Below are 16,238 nucleotides of genomic sequence, written 5' to 3' on the forward strand. Positions count from 1 at the left end.
GGCGACATCCGGAGATGCGTGCTCGATCAGGCCAGCGGGGTCGGCTGGAGGATTTCGATCCAGTATTCGTCCGGGTCGCGAATGAACGCAATATGGCGCATGCGACCATCGGTCAGCCGCTTCTGGAACGTGACGCCGAGCGTCTCGAAACGCGCGCAGGCCGCGTTCACGTCGGGCACGCTGACACAGAGGTGGCCGAAGCCGCGCGGCTCCGTGTTGCCATTGTGGTACGGCGTCTTTTCTTCATTTTCGGTGCCGTGGTTGTGGGTCAACTCGAGTACGCCCGGCTGGGCGAGCACCCACTGCTTGCGCGCCTGGTCATCGTCGGGGATCACCGAACGGTCGCCGACGAGCACGAGGTAAACAATGGTGAACGCAGCCTCTTCGTAGACGTGCTGGTACACCGGGGTAAAGCCGAGCACGCGCGTGTAGAAATCCAGCGACACGGCAAGGTCGCGCACGCGGATCATCGTGTGGTTGAAGACGTAGCGACGCGTGGCGACGTCCGGGGACGCCGTGACACCCGGCAGCGAGGTCAGGTCGGAAAGGGACATGGGGGGAGGCTCCTTGGTGCAAAAAGAAAGGGTGGCTGCGGCCTTCGCTCAATTCAAGCGCCGGCAAACGCCACTACATGAATTGCTGCATTCCCCTACACGCGTGCGCGGGCGGCGCCTTCACGGGACATGGCACCAAGCAGGAAGAGCGCCAGCGCAAGCGCGGCATAGGCACCGCCGAATTGCCAGACCAGCGCACGCGACGCGGCGTCGAGCAACCACGGCAGGTAGACCGCCCCGATCGGCTGCACCGAATGGATCACGCCGAATGCCGTGAGCACGCCGCCCAGCGCAACGATCCCGGCGGCCTTGCGCACCTGGCCATCGATCATCGCGACCACGAAACTGGCCCAGACCATCGAGGTGATGATGAAGCCATTGCCGAGGATCACGATGCCCGCCATCGCCGACACACCGTGCGACCCATCCGCATACAGCGTCGTGAAATGGGCCGGATCGACGATCGACGGATCGCCCAGCTTGATCGCAACCATGCGCGCGATCGCGGGGAAGAAACTGAAAACCACGGCCGCCGCGTAACGCAGCGGCACGGCCTCGAAGGCCTGCACCGTGATCCCGATCGAGACGAACACCAGGATCGGCGCCAGCACCGCCACCGGCAATAGCTCGACGAGGTTCGACAGGTACCCGAACACGCCACCCAGCCCGATCACCAGGCCGGTGACGAGGGTGTAGCCCGTCCGCGCACCCATCGCCTTGTAGGCCGGCTGGCCGATGTAAGGCGTGGTCTGGGCAACGCCACCGCAAACGCCCGCGACCAGCGTCGCCAGGGCCTCGACCAGCAGGATATCGCGGGTCCGATAGTCGTCCCCCGCCGCCCGTGCGCTCTCGGTCACGTTGATCCCGCCCACCACCATCAGCAGGCCGAACGGCAGGATCAGCGGAAGGTAGGGCACCGTGTCCGGCAAACCCTTCAGGAAGCCCAGCGACGGCCACGGAAAGCCGAGGCGCCACTGCCATGCCGCCGGCGCATGGTAGCCCGTGCCGAGCCAGCCAAGCGGCCCGAGGATGTAATACAGCGCAGCCGCCAGCACACCCGCCCCGAGCACCCCCGGCAGCCCGAACGGCAACCGCTGCTTCGCGACCAGCGTGTACAACACGATGCCCAGCCCGGCAAAGCCGACGACCGGGACCCTCAGGATCTCCACCAGCGGCAGGAACCCCATCAACACCAGCGCAATCCCCGCGATCGAGCCCAACAAGCCCGCGCGTGGTACCGAACGCTGCACCCAGCCACCAAAAAACGAAAGCACGAACTTCAACACGCCCATGACCACCAGCGAGGCCATGCCCAGCCGCCACGTAGCCTCACCCGCCGCCACCGGATCCATGCCCGACGCCTTGTAGCCAACGAACGCCGGACCCAGCACCAGCAAGGCCATCGAAATACTGGTCGGCGCATCCAGCCCCAACGGCATCGCCGTCACGTCCGCCCTGCCCGTCCTGGACGCCAGCCGCCGCGCCATCCAGGTGTAAGCCAGGTTCCCCAGCAACACCCCCAGCGCCGTCCCCGGAAACATCTGCCTGAAGACGATATCCGCCGGCACCCCAAAGATCCCCACCAACGCCGTGGCAAGGAAAGCCAGGATCGACAGATTGTCGACCACCAACCCAAGGACACCATTGAGATCACCGCCGCCAAAGCGGCGCACGGGTGGCGTGGCGTGTTTCATCGTTACCCCTTTTGGACGTCCGAACGTCCATAAGGCCGAGGGTACCGGGCGATGCGCGGATTTGCCATGTTTATGCCGGTTGCGGCTGCGCCGCCGTGTCTTGGGTCGCGCTCAGGCGCGCTCCTACACGAGTTGCCGATGCGTCGGGGATGCCGGTGCCACGGCTTTCCCACCCAACTCGCGACAAGAATGAAGAGAGCCCTCGGTGCCTACCCTCGAGGCGAGTTCCGCACAAGCGAGCGGCCGCAGGCCAAATAAGTACACGGGCCGCGGCTGCGGCCAACCTTGTCGAGCGCGGAGGACCTGTCTGAGCAGCGAGGGTAGGCACCGAGGGCTGTCCTGCGGCCACGTACGAGCGCCGCGCGGAGCCAATCGCGCGCAGGCGCGCTCCTACAGGGCGGCGGTTCGGCCGGAGGCCGCCAGGCATGCGCCCCGACGGGGCGAACCGGTTCCAATGCACAAAAAAAGAGCCCGGCTTTCGCCGGGCTCCTTCATCTTGCTACCGATCGTGCTCGGATTACTGCTGGACCTGCAGTTCCGTGCGACGGTTACGCGAACGACCTTCGGCCGTATCGTTGGTGTCGATCGGGTTGTTCTCGCCGTGGCCGATCGGGCCTTCCAGGCGATCGGCACCGATGCCGTGCGAGGTCAGGTAATCGAACACGATCTTGGCGCGACGCTCCGACAGACCCTGGTTGTAAGCGTCCTTACCGACGCTATCCGTGTAACCGGCAACCGTGACCTTGACCTGCGGGTAACGCTGCAGGGTGTCGACAGCCTGGTCGAGGACGCCCAGCGACTCGCTGGTCGGCTCCTGCAGGGTCGGGCCAATGTTCGTCTCACCCTTCTTCGGGCGATCGAACTTGAAGTTGACGCCGCGCAGGTCGATGACGACCTTCTGCGGGCAACCGTCCGGGCCGACGATGGTGCCAGCCGGGGTGGCCGGGCACTTGTCGTCGCAATCGTTCACGCCGTCGCCATCGCTGTCGAGGGTCGAGCAATCCGGAGCAGCCGGGGGCGGAGCAGCAGCCGGGGCCGGAGCCTGCGGCGGCTCGCCGAAGCGCGAAACGATCGAGAAGCCGAGGAACCAGTCGCCGTAGCCGTTCTCGCCGTCGTTGGTCTTGTCGTCCCAATCGTAGCGGTAGCCGGCTTCGAGGCGGACGTCCGAGCTGTCGGTGATGGTCTTGGAGACGCCGACGCCGAGTTCGGCAGCCGGTGCCCAGCCGTTGTCAGCCGGGTTGTGGTGGTACGAGCCCATCACGCCAGCCAGCAGGTACGGGCGCCAGCTGTCCCACGCACCAGCGTAGAAGCGAGCGGCAACGCCGTAGCTGTTGCTCGACCAGTGACCGTTGGCATCGTTGTCGCGCTTGGTGCGATCAGCGAAGATGTCGATCGAGGCGTTGTTCGAAATGAACTTACCCACTGCCAGGCCGTAGTAGACCTGACGGCTGTTGGTGTTGCGGTCGGTGTCGTTGTAGTAACCGCCAACCGTCGGGGCGATGTACCAGCGGCCGTCATAGCCGTTACCCGCGTCAGCGGATTCCTGAGCATGAACGGCACCCACGCCGCCCAGGGCCAAGCCGATCAGCAAAAACAAGCCCTTACGTTTCATCGGTGTCTCCTCATTATTGGTATTCGCGTCCGCGCTCCACCCCAAACGGAAATCGCGCGTATTACTTCTAAAACTGGTTGTCGAATCCGGGGACTTAAGGCCGTCCCTCGCTTTTGTTACCCCTTCAACGGGCGGCGGCAGTTTAGCAAAAATCCAACATTTGAGCCAAGGCTGCCGCCAGCCGTTCATACTTGAGTCACGGCCATTATCAAGCCGTGAAGAGCGTCATGAACTCGTGAATGGGCATGGCGTCGAGCTTTTCCGGGGTTCCGGTGATCGCCAGGACCTTCTCGACGCGGTCTGCAGGGAGCTCGGCACGCAGGGCGGATTCGAACTTTTTGAGGAGAACCGGAATGCCTTCGGCACGGCGTTTCCGGTGACCGATCGGGTAATCGATCGAGATTTTTTGCGTGCTGCTGCCGTCCTTGAAGAAAACCTGCACCGAATTACCGATGTAACGCTTTTCGGAATCGAAATAATCGGTGGTGAACTGAGGATTTTCGACTACGGTCATTTTGTCGCGCAGCGCGTCGATACGCGGATCGGCGGCCACGTCGTCGTTGTAATCGTCCGCGGTGAGACGGCCGAAAATCATCGGCACGGCGACCATGTACTGGATGCAGTGGTCACGGTCGGCGTAGTTCGCCAACGGGCCGGTCTTGTCGATGATGCGGACGCCGGCTTCCTGGGTCTGGATCTCGACGCGCTCGACCTCGTCGAGGCGATTGGCAACCTCGGCGTGCAGTTGCATGGCGCATTCCACCGCGGTCTGGGCGTGGAATTCGGCCGGGAAGCTGATCTTGAACAGCACGTTTTCCATGACGTAGCTGCCGAACGGACGCTCGAACTGGAACGCGTTGCCCTTGAACGCCACGTCGTAGAAGCCCCAGGTCTTCGCGCTGAGCGCCGACGGGTAGCCGACCACGTTGCGGTAGACGGCGTTGATCGCGTGGGTGACCGCACGACGGCAGGCGTCGCCGGCAGCCCAGCTCTTGCGCGGACCGGTGTTCGGCGCATGGCGGTAGGTGCGCAACGCACCGTTGTCAATCCAGCTGTGCGAAACCGCGGTCGTGACCTGGTCCTTGTTGCCGCCGAGCATGGCCGTGGTCACTGCCGTGGAGGCGAGGCGGACAAGGATGACGTGGTCCTGGCCGACCCGGTTGAAGCTGTTCTTCAGCGCGTAGCAACCCTGGATTTCATGAGCCTTGATAGCGTAGCCGAGCACGTCGCGCACGGTCAGCACCTTGCCGCCTTCCTTCTCGGCCTTGCGCGACAGGTAGTCCGCCACGGCCAGGATCGAACCGAGGTTGTCCGACGGGTGGCCCCATTCGGCCGCCAGCCAGGTGTCGTTGAAATCGAGGTAGCGGATCTGCGTGCCGATGGCGAACGCGGCCTGCACCGGGTCCAGCTCGTGCGAGGTAAACGGCACGCGCACGCCGCCCTGCATCGAGGCGCCCGGGACGATCGGGCCGAGGTGCTTGACGCAGTCCGGGAACTTCATGGCCAGCGCGGAGCACGCCAGCGAGTCCAGCAGCATGTAGCGCGCCGTGTCGTAGGCCTCCTGCGAATCGATCTGGTAGTCGGCCACGTAGTTGGCGATGTCCACCAGCGGCTGGTCCGGATCGGGACGCGTGGCGGAACGGATGTCGTGTGCGCTCATGGGCTTCGGCTCGTGCGGGGTTGGGATAGCCGGTGATTTTAACCGTTCGCCCCGGGGGGATGTCTTGCCGCGCCGCAGCTGAACCGCGACAATGGGACCACTACAACCCAAAGGGGAGTAGTTCCGCGGGGCACCTACGCCCCGTGCGCGACGATCGTCAGTACGGACGCCACAGCGTCCCGGGCGTCGCGGCGGCTTCGCGCCGGGAACGAGACTTTTGCGGTGGCCACGGGCGCGCGTACCCGTAGCTGCTGCAATGGTCCACCCAGCGCGCGAAGGTACCCCGCATGGATTTCCTCACCCCCGAATTCTTCTCCGGCCTCGCCGCGATCATCCTCCTGGACCTGATCCTGGCCGGCGACAACGCGATCGTGATCGCCCTCGCCGCACGCAACCTCCCCCGCGAACTGCAGAAGAAGGCCGTGTTCTGGGGCACCTTCGGCGCCATCGCCCTACGCATCGTGCTGACCTTCGCCGTCATCTGGCTGCTGAAGATCCCCGGCCTGATGCTCGCCGGCGGCCTGCTCCTGCTCCCGATCGCCTGGAAACTACTCAAGCACGACGACCACGACCCCGACATCTCCCCCGCGAAGGGCTTTTGGGCCGCCATCCGCACCATCATCGTCGCCGACGCCCTGATGGGCCTGGACAACGTCCTGGCGATCGCGGGGGCCGCCAAGGGGCACATGGGCCTGGTCGTGCTCGGCCTGGCGATCAGCGTGCCGCTGGTGGTCTGGGGTTCCACCCTGATCCTCAAGCTGATCGAGCGCTTCCCCGTCATCATCTACATCGGCGCCGCCGCCATCGCCTGGACCGCCGCCCGGATGATCGCCCACGACCACCTGGTCGCCGGGTGGTTCGAGATGCACCCGTGGGCGCCCTGGACGCTCGACATCGTCCTCGTCGCCGGCATCACAGGCCTCGGCTACCTCGCCCAGCGAAAAAAGTGTAGGAGCGCGCCTGCGCGCGATCAGCGCAACAGGCCGCCGAGACAGCACCCGCCTGTGCGCGCCACCCGCGACAGCCGCCCGAGGTCGCCCCGCCCCCGCAGATAAAAAAGGCCGCCCGAAGGCGGCCTTGGATTCCCCCCGGCAAGGGCGACGGCAAGCCGTCGCCAACCGGCTGGTCAGAACCGGAAGCGCACGTAGGCGGCCGGTCCGTTGAGCTTCATGTCCAGGTCGAGATCGTAACGGCTCTTGTCCTGGTTCAGCTTGATGCGGGTGTAAGCATACTCCGCACCGAAGCCGACGTTCTGCCACGGGAACCACTCCAGGCCAATCGCCGTGTCGTAGATGTGCCCGTTGAGCGGACCGCCATTCTTCTTCACGCCCGACGCGTTGATGTACATGCGCCACTGGTCGTTGAACGCATGGCGCCAGCCCAGCTGCAGGTTGGGCGCCCAGGCATCGAGGTTGGTCGACGCACCCTGCTGCTCGGTGTCGCCATTGATCGTCGCCGAGCCGTAGATGCTCGCGTGCACCTTGTAGTACGCCGCACCCAGGCCGACGCCGAACACATCGTCGCCGGTACCGAACCACCACTTGTAGGCCGCGCTGCCGAAGCTGAACTTCAGGTCACCCTTGACCCGCGCGGTGGCGTCGATCGGCTGGCCGAGGAAGTTGATCTGGTCGGAAAGCGTTTTCGACTGCGAGCGATTCACTTCGTACCAGTCGAACGCAAAGCCCTGGTGTTCGCCGATGAGGAAGTCGAGGCGGACGCGCGGCACCGTCTTGTGCTTCTTGAAGTTGAGATCGTCTTCGAGGTTCACGTCGCCGCTGGAGTTCAGCGTCGGCGTCTTCGCACCGATGGTGGTGTCGTTGTTGGTGTAGTAGCCACCGACCCAGAGGCTGATGTTATCGAGGGCGGGGGACTGGGACTTCTTCGTGCTGTCCTGCGCATGCGCAGCGGCACCGAAGAGTGCGAGCGATGCAAGTGCCAGCCCGGAAGCGGCCTTGCTGAAACGAGTTGGGCGGATGCGCATCAAGAAACTCCCTGCTACTTTTTTGTTTTGATCGGGTGAACCCCCAGCAAAATATTAACGATTGATTGTGTGTGCATTACGTGCACGGGAACTTCCGCGCGTTTGAACATCGTTCATGCACGGTCCGGTGAATGTGTCGTGAAGAGCACCGCCGACAGGATCGGCTCCGCCAGGCAAAAAAGCCAGGACGTCGCGTCCTGGCTTTTTTACGCTCTCCCCTGGAGAAGTCGATCCTGTCGGCGATGCTCTGCCTACAAGGTGATCGGCAGGCGCACCGTCACCGTGGTGTCTGGCGTGTCGCGCGTGACGCCTACGCCCAGCGTCACGTTCAGTGTTTCCTTGTCGTTGTACCGATACGAACCACCGATCAGCAACGAACCCAGCGTGGCGCGCGCAGAACCCGGCAGCGGGTGACTGTCCTGCTGCGTACGTCCGACAAACGCCTGGTCGTAGCCGATGCTGATCGACGCCTTCTCGTTCAGCGACAAGCCCATGCCGATGCTGATGTCCGCGATGTCGCCGGCCTTGATGTCACCGAGGAACTGCTTGCCCGAGCCCAGTACGTTACGACTGACGTTCTTTCGCTCGAAGTTGTGCAGGTAGCTGAAGTTGCCGAAAAACACCACCGGATCGGAGGGGTATAGCCAGGTCATGCCCAACTGCGCAGAGTAGAAACCCGAGCCGGTGGGATTCTTCAGCGGCAGGCCGGTACCAGTGTAGTTCGCCACGCAACGCGTGACGCAATCGCTGGTGACCTCGAACGGATCCTCACCGGTACGCGACTTCGCGCGGAACCAGCCGATGTAATACGGCTTGTCCGCACCACCGTCGTTGATCTGGTAGCGCAGCGTGGCTTCGACGTCACCGATGCCCTTGCCGCTCGTGGTGAACAGGTTGTCCTGCGCGGTGCCGGTAAAGATCTCGCGGCTGATCGTGTCCGTGTGCGAGTCCACGTAGGGCACGCGCACTTCCAGTTCCATGCGATTGGTCAGGCCGTAACGGAAGGCAAGCGCGCCGGTCTGCGTCGTCTGCTTGACCTGCCGGACATCGACCAGGCCGATGAGGATCGCGGGAATCACGGTGTAGCCGACAAGGGCCACACGATCGCTCGAGGAATACCCGTACTGGTACGACGGCTCGATGATCAGCTTGCCGCGTGGCGTGAGCACGCCGGGCTGGTCGAAGATCGGCGCGACCTCAGGCGGATGTTCGTCGGTATCCGGCCGTTTCCCCACCGGTTGCGTGGCGGCCACCGGCTGCGAGACGGGAGCCGACGGTGCACCAGGTGCCGGTGTTCCCGGCGTTCCGGGATCCTGCGGCGGCGCACTCTGGGCACCCGCCACGCCCGGCGCACCCGTCGCGCGCGCCTCCTCCAGCGCCGTCATGCCAACGGCTTTCCTCAGCTCGCTGTACTGGACCTCCTGGGAGGCCAGCTCGCGCTTCATCTGTTCGAGCTCAGCCAGCTGTTCCGCCATGCGGCTGCGCATCGCATCGATCTTTCGACCCTGCGCTTCGATCTTTTCCCGCAACGCCGGGTCCGTCGTGGCGGACTCCTGCGCGAGACACGCGCCGATCCACATCGGCAACACCGCGAGCGACAGCGCGCCCACGCACGTTTTTGCCTGCATCACCCTGCCATTGCGATACATGCGTTAGTTCCCCCGGAACTGGATCACCGCATCCTTTATCGATTCGTCGATGCGCATGTTCTGCAACATCTGCGAGGTATTGACGGAGGCGTCGATCTTGGTGGTGGCCGTGATGGCCTGGTTATCCAGGGAGTTCTGCACCACCAGTCCCGCCGCCGATCCCGAAGGAATGGTGACCGTACCGAGGCTGGATGGCAGTGTGATCGCCTGGCTGCTTTGTGCTGCGCTGGTGCTCGCATTGGTCGTCGTCGCGGCCGTCGTCGCGGTGGTGCTCGCGGCATTGCTTGCCGCCGGCTGGGTGACCGTCACGCCGCTGACGCCATTGGTGACGACCGTGGTACCGAGCACGTTACGCAGGGCATTCGCCTGGTCCGCCGTCATCTGGGCAATGTCAGGGATGTTTACCGATTGCCTGACGGCCTCGATTCCGTTGACCAGCACCGTCCGCTCAAGGCCGATCGACGCATGGAGCGAGCCGATATCGAAGCCACCGCGGATGGCGTCAAGGTGTGCGTCGGGCACGGCGTGGTTTATGGGAAAGTCCGCGGCATGCAGCGCACCGCAGGCACCAAGGGCGATCGCCGTGGCGATCAGTAGTCGTCGGGTGCTCATATGTCCCCCGGTCCGCGCTTTGGCATGACGATCGGTCCGAGGCCATTGCGCTCGATGCCTTCGGAAATCGGTGCCGCAGGCGCGACAGCCCAGTCGCGCGGACTATTGAAGATGGCGCGGTCGCGTTCGTTGTGGATGACGAAAACGATGTGGTTCTTCCACATGTCGTCGAAGCGCCGCCGTGACATGGACCGGGTGCCACGGGCGGGATCCCCGATCAGCACACGGTCGTTCTTGTAACCCTTGACCACCACGAAATGGTGATAGCCACGTTCGTCGATCAGGACGATGGCCGGAATGCCCTCTTCGTCCAGTTTTTCCAGTGGCACGTCGAAGCCATCGGCTTCGAAACCACGCGACGCAAGGAAGCGCTTGATGTCGAGCAACGAAAACCCTTCGCGATTGATCTTGCCCCGATCGCCGTGCGAATACATGACGTCGAACGCGGATTGCTCGTCGATGGGATACGCGTACTGGAAGGTGAGCAGGGTCGCGACCGCCGCCGAACCGCAGCTGAAATCGTATTTCTGCCGGATGGTGTTGCGGAACCGCGCTTCCTTGAGGCTGGTCATCTTGACCGGATACGAGATCTGCGGGCTGGTCTGCACCTGGGCCTTGTTGGCCATGGCGAAAGGAGACGCCAGGACCAGGAGGGCAACCATGGTGCAGGCTGCCCTCATCAGTTCATCCTCACGATAACGCTGGTGCTGTTCTGGATCAGGACGTTGTTGCCCGAGTTCTGGATGGTCGTGTTCAGGCCCGCGGCATTACCGAACGCGCCGCCACCAACGTTATTGGCGCCATTGCCAATACTGAAGTTGGAGTTGCCGTCGACGGTGCCGTTCGTGTCCTGGTTCACGACGTTGTTCGTGTACGTATCCGTACCGCCGCTCATGTCTTGCAGCTTGTCGACAGGTGTTGCGACGCCGAACGACGGTGGCGGCTGCTCGCCCGGTGGCGTGGCGTGGGCCGCGCTCGCGACGCATGTGATGGCCGCCATGGCGAGCGCGAGGTACGCCGCGTGGGGTCGGGACATCGGCATGGGTGTTCTCCTGAGGCTGGGGATCCCCTTTTGCGTTCCACGAGGCGCCGCGTGGGCGCCTCGTGGTTCCGTCACTACACTTCGTGCGCGTGTTACGGCGTTGCGGCAGGCATGTTGATGCTTGCCTGGACGCTCACACCCTGCTGGATCAGGCCGTTCGCGCCGGAGTTCTGCGCGAAGTTGCCCACGCCCGCGAGCGTGGCGCCCGCACCGGACATGTCGTTGGCCATGCTGTACGAACCGGCGTTGACGCTGTTGGAGCCGCCGTTGCCGCCCGAACCACCCGCGCCAGCGGTGTTGCTGCCACCCATGCCCATGCCACCGGCACCTGCCGCACCGCCGTCACCGGAGGTCGCCGTTGCCGTACCGCCGGCGCCCGCCGTAGCGGTTCCGCCGGTGCTGGTCGGCGAAGCGTCGCCCGAGGTCGGCACGGCGCCGGTGCTGGCCGATGCGCCGCCCGTGCTGGCCGATGCGCCGCCCGTGCTGGCCGTCGAGCCGCCCGTCGGAGCGCCACCGCCCGCGCCGCGCGAACGTGCCGCGCCGCCGTCACCGGATGCGTCACCACCGTTTCCGTGCGCGCTGCCACCGTCGCCGCTGGTGTCGCCGCCGTAGGCAAGGCTGGCGCCGAGCGCGCCGCCGCTGCCTTCGGACGCGTCACCACCGACCGCACCGCGAGCAGTCGAGCGTCCGCTGTTGCCACCGTCACCGCCGCTACCGCCGCGGCCGCCGGCACCCCAGGCATCGCCACCCGATCCACCGCGCGCGCCATTGGCGTTGCCGGTGTTCGCCGCGATGTTTCCGAAGTTGTACGTGGAGTTGTCAGTCACCGCACCGTTGAGCGTCGTGTTGGCGACGGCGTTCGTGGTGTTGAACGAGTTGGTGTTCGTGGTCGTGTTGGTATGGGTCGAGCTATCGGTCCACGTCGAGTTGTCGGTGTACTGCACCGCGATCGATTTACGCTGTGCGGTCGGACCGGCGGCACCGGTCTGGGTATCGTCGGCCATGGCCGGCAGCGCGAATCCGATAGCAAGGCAGATCGCCGAAGCGATGAGGGTCTTACGCATGGGAGAGTCTCCTGTGAGCGAGCGACGTCGTTAACCCCTGTTTTTCTGGTTAGCCGAAACGTCCTGCCAACGCGTCGGGTCATAGGAGGGAGCAAGTTGCGTGCCTTCGGTCGCGACGGCCGCGAGACCGCGCCGTGGCGCGGGTTGCACGGTTTTCGAAAGGTGAATGGATCGATGCAGATGTAAAGGCGCTGATACACGCCGTAACGCGGGTGCGGCGACCCGGGAATGTCATGTCCACGGCAGCCTTTGCTGCGCCCGCTCTTGCCCTGCGGGCCGGTTCCCCGGATGATTCGAACGATCGTTTGAACCGGAGCCGCCGCCCGTGTCCTACCCGCACCTGCTCGCCCCCCTCGACCTGGGTTTCACCACCCTGCGTAACCGTGTCCTGATGGGCTCGATGCACACCGGACTGGAAGACAAGGCCGCCGACTACGACAAGCTGGCGGCTTACTTCGCGGAGCGCGCGGCCGGCGGCGTAGGCCTGATCGTCACCGGCGGCATCGCGCCCAGCCTGCGCGGCTGGCTGAAGCCCATGTCCGGCACGATGTCGATGCCCTGGCACGTGGCCCGGCACCGCAAGGTCACCCGCGCCGTGCACGCGGAAGGCGGCAAGGTCTGCATGCAGATCCTGCATGCCGGCCGCTACGGCTACCACCCGCTGTCGGTGGCGCCCTCGGCGATCAAGTCGCCGATCACCCCGTTCAGCCCGCGTGCTCTCGGGGCCGCCGGGGTGGAACGCACCATCAACGATTTCGTCCGCAGCGCGAAGCTCGCCCGCGACGCGGGGTACGACGGTGTGGAGGTGATGGGATCCGAGGGCTACCTGATCAACCAGTTCCTCACCACGCGGACCAACCAGCGCAGCGACCGCTGGGGCGGCAGCGCGGAGAACCGCATGCGCTTCCCGGTCGAGATCGTGCGACGCATGCGCGAGGCGGTCGGCAAGGACTTCATCATCATCTACCGGCTGTCGATGCTCGACCTCGTCGACAATGCGCAGCCGTGGGACGACATCGTCACCCTTGGCAGGAAGGTCGAAGCCGCCGGCGCGACGATCATCAACACGGGCATCGGCTGGCACGAAGCACGCGTGCCCACCATCGTCACCAGCGTGCCGCGCGGTGCGTTCACCTGGGTCACGCGGCGGATGAAGGGCGAAGTCGGCATCCCGCTGGTCACCACCAACCGGATCAACATGCCCGACGTCGCCGAGCGCATCCTCGCCGAAGGCGATGCAGACATGGTGTCGATGGCGCGCCCGCTGCTGGCCGATCCGCAGTGGGTGAACAAGGCGAAGGCCGCGCGTGCCGAGACCATCAACACCTGCATCGCCTGCAACCAGGCCTGCCTGGACCACGTGTTCGGCAACAAGCGCGCCTCATGCCTGGTGAATCCGCGCGCATGCCACGAAACCGAGCTGCGCATCCTGCCGACCAATGCGAAGAAACGCGTCGCCGTCGTCGGCGCCGGCCCCGCGGGCCTGGCCGCCGCGACCACGCTCGCCGAACGTGGCCACGCCGTCACGCTGATCGATCGCGCAAGCGAGATCGGCGGCCAGTTCAACATGGCCAAGCGCATCCCCGGCAAGGAAGAATTCCACGAGACGCTGCGCTACTTCGGCCACCGCCTCGACGCCACCGGTGTACAGCAACGCCTGGGCACGGACGCTACCGTCGACTCGCTCGCCAACGGCAGCTTCGACACCGTCATCCTCGCGACCGGCGTGCTGCCCCGCGGCCTCACCATCGAGGGCGCCGATCATCCGAAGGTGCTTTCGTACCTGGATGTACTGCATGGCAACCGCCCTGTCGGCGCTAAGGTCGCCGTCATCGGCGCCGGCGGCATCGGCTTCGACGTCGCCGAGTTCCTCACCGAAGCGGCACCCTCGCCCACCACGGACGTCGCACGCTGGTCGAAGGAATGGGGCGTGGACATGACGATGGCGACCCCGGGCGGCCTGATGAAAGCCACGCCCGAAGCGCCGGAGCGCCAGGTGTGGCTGTTGCAGCGCTCGGAAGGCCGCCCCGGTGGGCGCCTGAACAAGACATCAGGCTGGGTCCATCGCGCGACGCTGAAGAACAAGAAGGTGCAGATGTTTGGCGGGGTGTCGTATGACCGCATCGATGACGAGGGCTTGCATGTGACAATGGAAGGCAAGCAGCACGTACTTCCCGTCGATCATGTCGTGGTCTGCGCCGGCCAGGAACCGAACCGTGCCCTGCACGATGGCCTGGTCGCTCGTGGTGTCGATGTCCGCCTGATCGGCGGCGCGGACGTGGCCGCGGAACTCGACGCAAAGCGCGCCATCGACCAGGCCACCCGCCTCGCCGCGACGTTGTAACGCCTCCGGCCGAACCGCCGCCCTGTAGGAGCGCGCCTGCGCGCGATTGGCTCTGCGCGGCGCTCGAACCTGGCCGCAGGACAGCCCTCGCTGCCTACCCTCGCTGCTCAAACAGGTCCTCCGCGCTCGACAAGGTTGGCCGCAGCCGCGGCCCATGTACTTATTGGCCTACGGCCGCTCACTTGTGCGGAACTCGCCTCGAGGGTAGGCAGCGAGGGCCGTCTTCATCCTTGCCGCGAGATTTGTGCGTAGGAGCGCGCCCGCGCGCGAACCCTCAGCCCCGCTTCGAGCGGATGAGGCCATGCGTTCATGCAGGCCAGCGATTCATCCGAGGACGTCGTGGTTCGTGGGTAATGGAAGCGTGGAAACCGGCGCACGTCGTCGACGCGATGTGAGGGCATTTGATGAGGACGATGACTCACGGTCCTGCATCACCGCGCTGTTGGTTGTTCGCGCGCAGGCGCGCTCCTACACGAGTTGCCGATGCGTCGGGGATGCCCGTGCCACGGCTTTCCCACCCAGCTCGCGACACGGATGAGGAGAGCCCTCGGTGCCTACCCTCGAGGCGAGTTCCGCACAAGCGAGCGGCCGCAGGCTAATCAAATACATGGGCCGCGGCTGCGGCCAACCTTATCGAGCGCGGAGGACCTGTCTGAGCAGCGAGGGTAGGCACCGAGGGCTGTCCTGCGGCCACGTGCGAGCGCCGCGCGGACGGCATTCGCGCGCAGGCGCGCTCCTACAACAGCCATGCCAGCGCCGAGGTTCGGCCGAAGGCCGTGGGGGTTCGGCCGGAGGCCGTCAGGCATGGCCGCGAAGCGGCAACCGCATGGAAAGGCCCGGCGCGGGGCCGGGCCTCGGGGTCAGCGCTTTTCGATGGGGACGTAGGTCTGGTCTTCCGGGCCCGTGTAGTTCGCGCTGGGACGGATGATCTTGCCATCCTGGCGCTGCTCGATCACATGCGCACTCCAGCCCGACGTACGCGCAATCACGAACAGCGGCGTAAACATCGCCGTCGGCACGCCCATCATGTGATACGCCGAAGCCGAATACCAATCCAGGTTCGGGAACATCTTCTTCAGGTCCCACATCAGCTTCTCGATCTTCTCCGACACCTCGAACAGGCGCGGATTACCGCCGTCCGTGCAGAGCTTGCGCGCGATCTCCTTGATGATCTCGTTGCGCGGATCGGACACCGTGTAAACCGGATGGCCAAAGCCGATGATGATCTCCTTGCGCTCCACGCGGGCACGGATATCCGCTTCCGCCTCGGCCGCATCGCGGTAACGCGCGATGATCTCCATCGCCACTTCGTTCGCGCCGCCATGCTTCGGGCCACGCAGCGCGCCGATCGCGCCGGTGATGCACGAATACATGTCCGAACCGGTGCCGGCGATGACGCGCGCGGTGAACGTGCTCGCATTGAACTCGTGCTCGGCATACAGCACCAGCGAACGATCCAGCGCATGCGCGTGCAGGTCGCTCGGCTTCTTGCCGTGCAGCAGGTGCAGGAAGTGCGCCGCGATCGAATCGTCGTCGGTCTCCGTCTCGATGCGCTTGCCGTTGTGGCTGAAGTGATACCAGTAGAGCAGCATCGAGCCGAAGCTCGCCATCAGCCGGTCGGCGATCTCACGCGCGCCAGTGACGTTGTGGTCGTCCTTCTCCGGCAACACCGTGCCGAGCACGGACGCGCCCGTGCGCATCACGTCCATCGGATGGGTCGCGGCGGGCAGCAGTTCCAGCGCGCTCTTCACCGGGGCCGGCAAGCCGCGCAGGCGCTTCAGGTGCGCACGATAGGCATTCAGCTCCATCCAGTTCGGCAGCACGCCGTGCACGAGCAGGTAGGCGACTTCCTCGAACGAGCCCTTCGCGGCCAGGTCGTGGATGTCGTAACCGCGGTAATGCAGGTCGTTGCCGCTGCGGCCGACCGTGCACAGCGCGGTGTTGCCGGCGGTCACGCCCGACAGGGCGACCGACTTCTTGGGCTTCGGACCGGTGGTGGTCGTGGTTGCGGTGTCGCTCATGCGTG

At 65.1% G+C, this 16,238-nt stretch carries 13 protein-coding genes; 2 read left to right on the forward strand and 11 right to left on the reverse strand.

Annotated features, from left to right (window positions below; genetic code table 11):
- Nucleotides 1-26: 26 nt before the first annotated feature.
- The 4 genes from gloA to KPL74_12220 form a co-directional block, all read right to left on the reverse strand.
- Complete coding sequence (gloA, locus tag KPL74_12205) at nt 27-554, reverse strand: lactoylglutathione lyase (GenBank protein ID QWT18506.1); 528 nt, start codon at nt 552-554, stop codon at nt 27-29.
- 95 nt (nt 555-649) lie between these two features.
- Complete coding sequence (locus tag KPL74_12210) at nt 650-2,248, reverse strand: hypothetical protein (GenBank protein QWT18507.1); 1,599 nt, start codon at nt 2,246-2,248, stop codon at nt 650-652.
- A gap of 517 nt (nt 2,249-2,765) precedes the next feature.
- On the reverse strand, nt 2,766-3,860 hold the full coding sequence (locus KPL74_12215; GenBank protein ID QWT18508.1) for an OmpA family protein: 1,095 nt from the start codon (nt 3,858-3,860) through the stop codon (nt 2,766-2,768).
- 208 nt (nt 3,861-4,068) lie between these two features.
- Nucleotides 4,069-5,520 carry a bifunctional 2-methylcitrate dehydratase/aconitate hydratase gene (locus tag KPL74_12220; protein QWT18509.1) on the reverse strand — a complete coding sequence of 484 codons (1,452 nt, stop codon included), beginning with the start codon at nt 5,518-5,520 and terminating at the stop codon, nt 4,069-4,071.
- Nucleotides 5,521-5,807: 287 nt separating this feature from the next.
- On the opposite strand from KPL74_12220, the gene KPL74_12225 reads away from it, so the two are divergent.
- Entirely contained in the window at nt 5,808-6,575 is a 768-nt protein-coding gene (locus tag KPL74_12225; protein QWT18510.1) for a TerC family protein, read from the forward strand.
- A gap of 71 nt (nt 6,576-6,646) precedes the next feature.
- On the opposite strand, the gene KPL74_12230 is transcribed toward KPL74_12225, so the two are convergent.
- From KPL74_12230 to KPL74_12255, 6 genes are all read right to left on the reverse strand, one after another.
- Nucleotides 6,647-7,501: a porin family protein gene (locus KPL74_12230; protein ID QWT18511.1), complete on the reverse strand. Its 855-nt coding sequence runs from the start codon at nt 7,499-7,501 to the stop codon at nt 6,647-6,649.
- 251 nt (nt 7,502-7,752) lie between these two features.
- Nucleotides 7,753-9,129: a hypothetical protein gene (locus KPL74_12235; protein QWT18512.1), complete on the reverse strand. Its 1,377-nt coding sequence runs from the start codon at nt 9,127-9,129 to the stop codon at nt 7,753-7,755.
- A gap of 24 nt (nt 9,130-9,153) precedes the next feature.
- On the reverse strand, nt 9,154-9,762 hold the full coding sequence (locus KPL74_12240) for a hypothetical protein (GenBank protein ID QWT18513.1): 609 nt from the start codon (nt 9,760-9,762) through the stop codon (nt 9,154-9,156).
- Entirely contained in the window at nt 9,759-10,442 is a 684-nt protein-coding gene (locus KPL74_12245; protein QWT18514.1) for a C39 family peptidase, read from the reverse strand. The genes KPL74_12240 and KPL74_12245 overlap by 4 nt, the downstream gene beginning before the upstream one ends.
- Nucleotides 10,442-10,798, reverse strand: a complete 357-nt coding sequence (locus KPL74_12250) for a hypothetical protein (GenBank protein QWT18515.1) — start codon at nt 10,796-10,798, stop codon at nt 10,442-10,444. The genes KPL74_12245 and KPL74_12250 overlap by 1 nt, the downstream gene beginning before the upstream one ends.
- Before the next feature lie 98 nt (nt 10,799-10,896).
- Nucleotides 10,897-11,868: a hypothetical protein gene (locus KPL74_12255; protein ID QWT18516.1), complete on the reverse strand. Its 972-nt coding sequence runs from the start codon at nt 11,866-11,868 to the stop codon at nt 10,897-10,899.
- Between the two features lie 325 nt (nt 11,869-12,193).
- On the opposite strand from KPL74_12255, the gene KPL74_12260 reads away from it, so the two are divergent.
- Entirely contained in the window at nt 12,194-14,212 is a 2,019-nt protein-coding gene (locus KPL74_12260; protein ID QWT18517.1) for an NADPH-dependent 2,4-dienoyl-CoA reductase, read from the forward strand.
- An 860-nt stretch (nt 14,213-15,072) separates the two neighbouring features.
- Here the strand turns inward: KPL74_12260 and prpC are convergent.
- Complete coding sequence (prpC, locus tag KPL74_12265; GenBank protein QWT18518.1) at nt 15,073-16,233, reverse strand: 2-methylcitrate synthase; 1,161 nt, start codon at nt 16,231-16,233, stop codon at nt 15,073-15,075.
- Nucleotides 16,234-16,238 lie beyond the last annotated feature (5 nt).

It is taken from the genome of Bacillus sp. NP157 (assembly GCA_018889975.1).
Taxonomy (GTDB): domain Bacteria; phylum Pseudomonadota; class Gammaproteobacteria; order Xanthomonadales; family Rhodanobacteraceae; genus Luteibacter.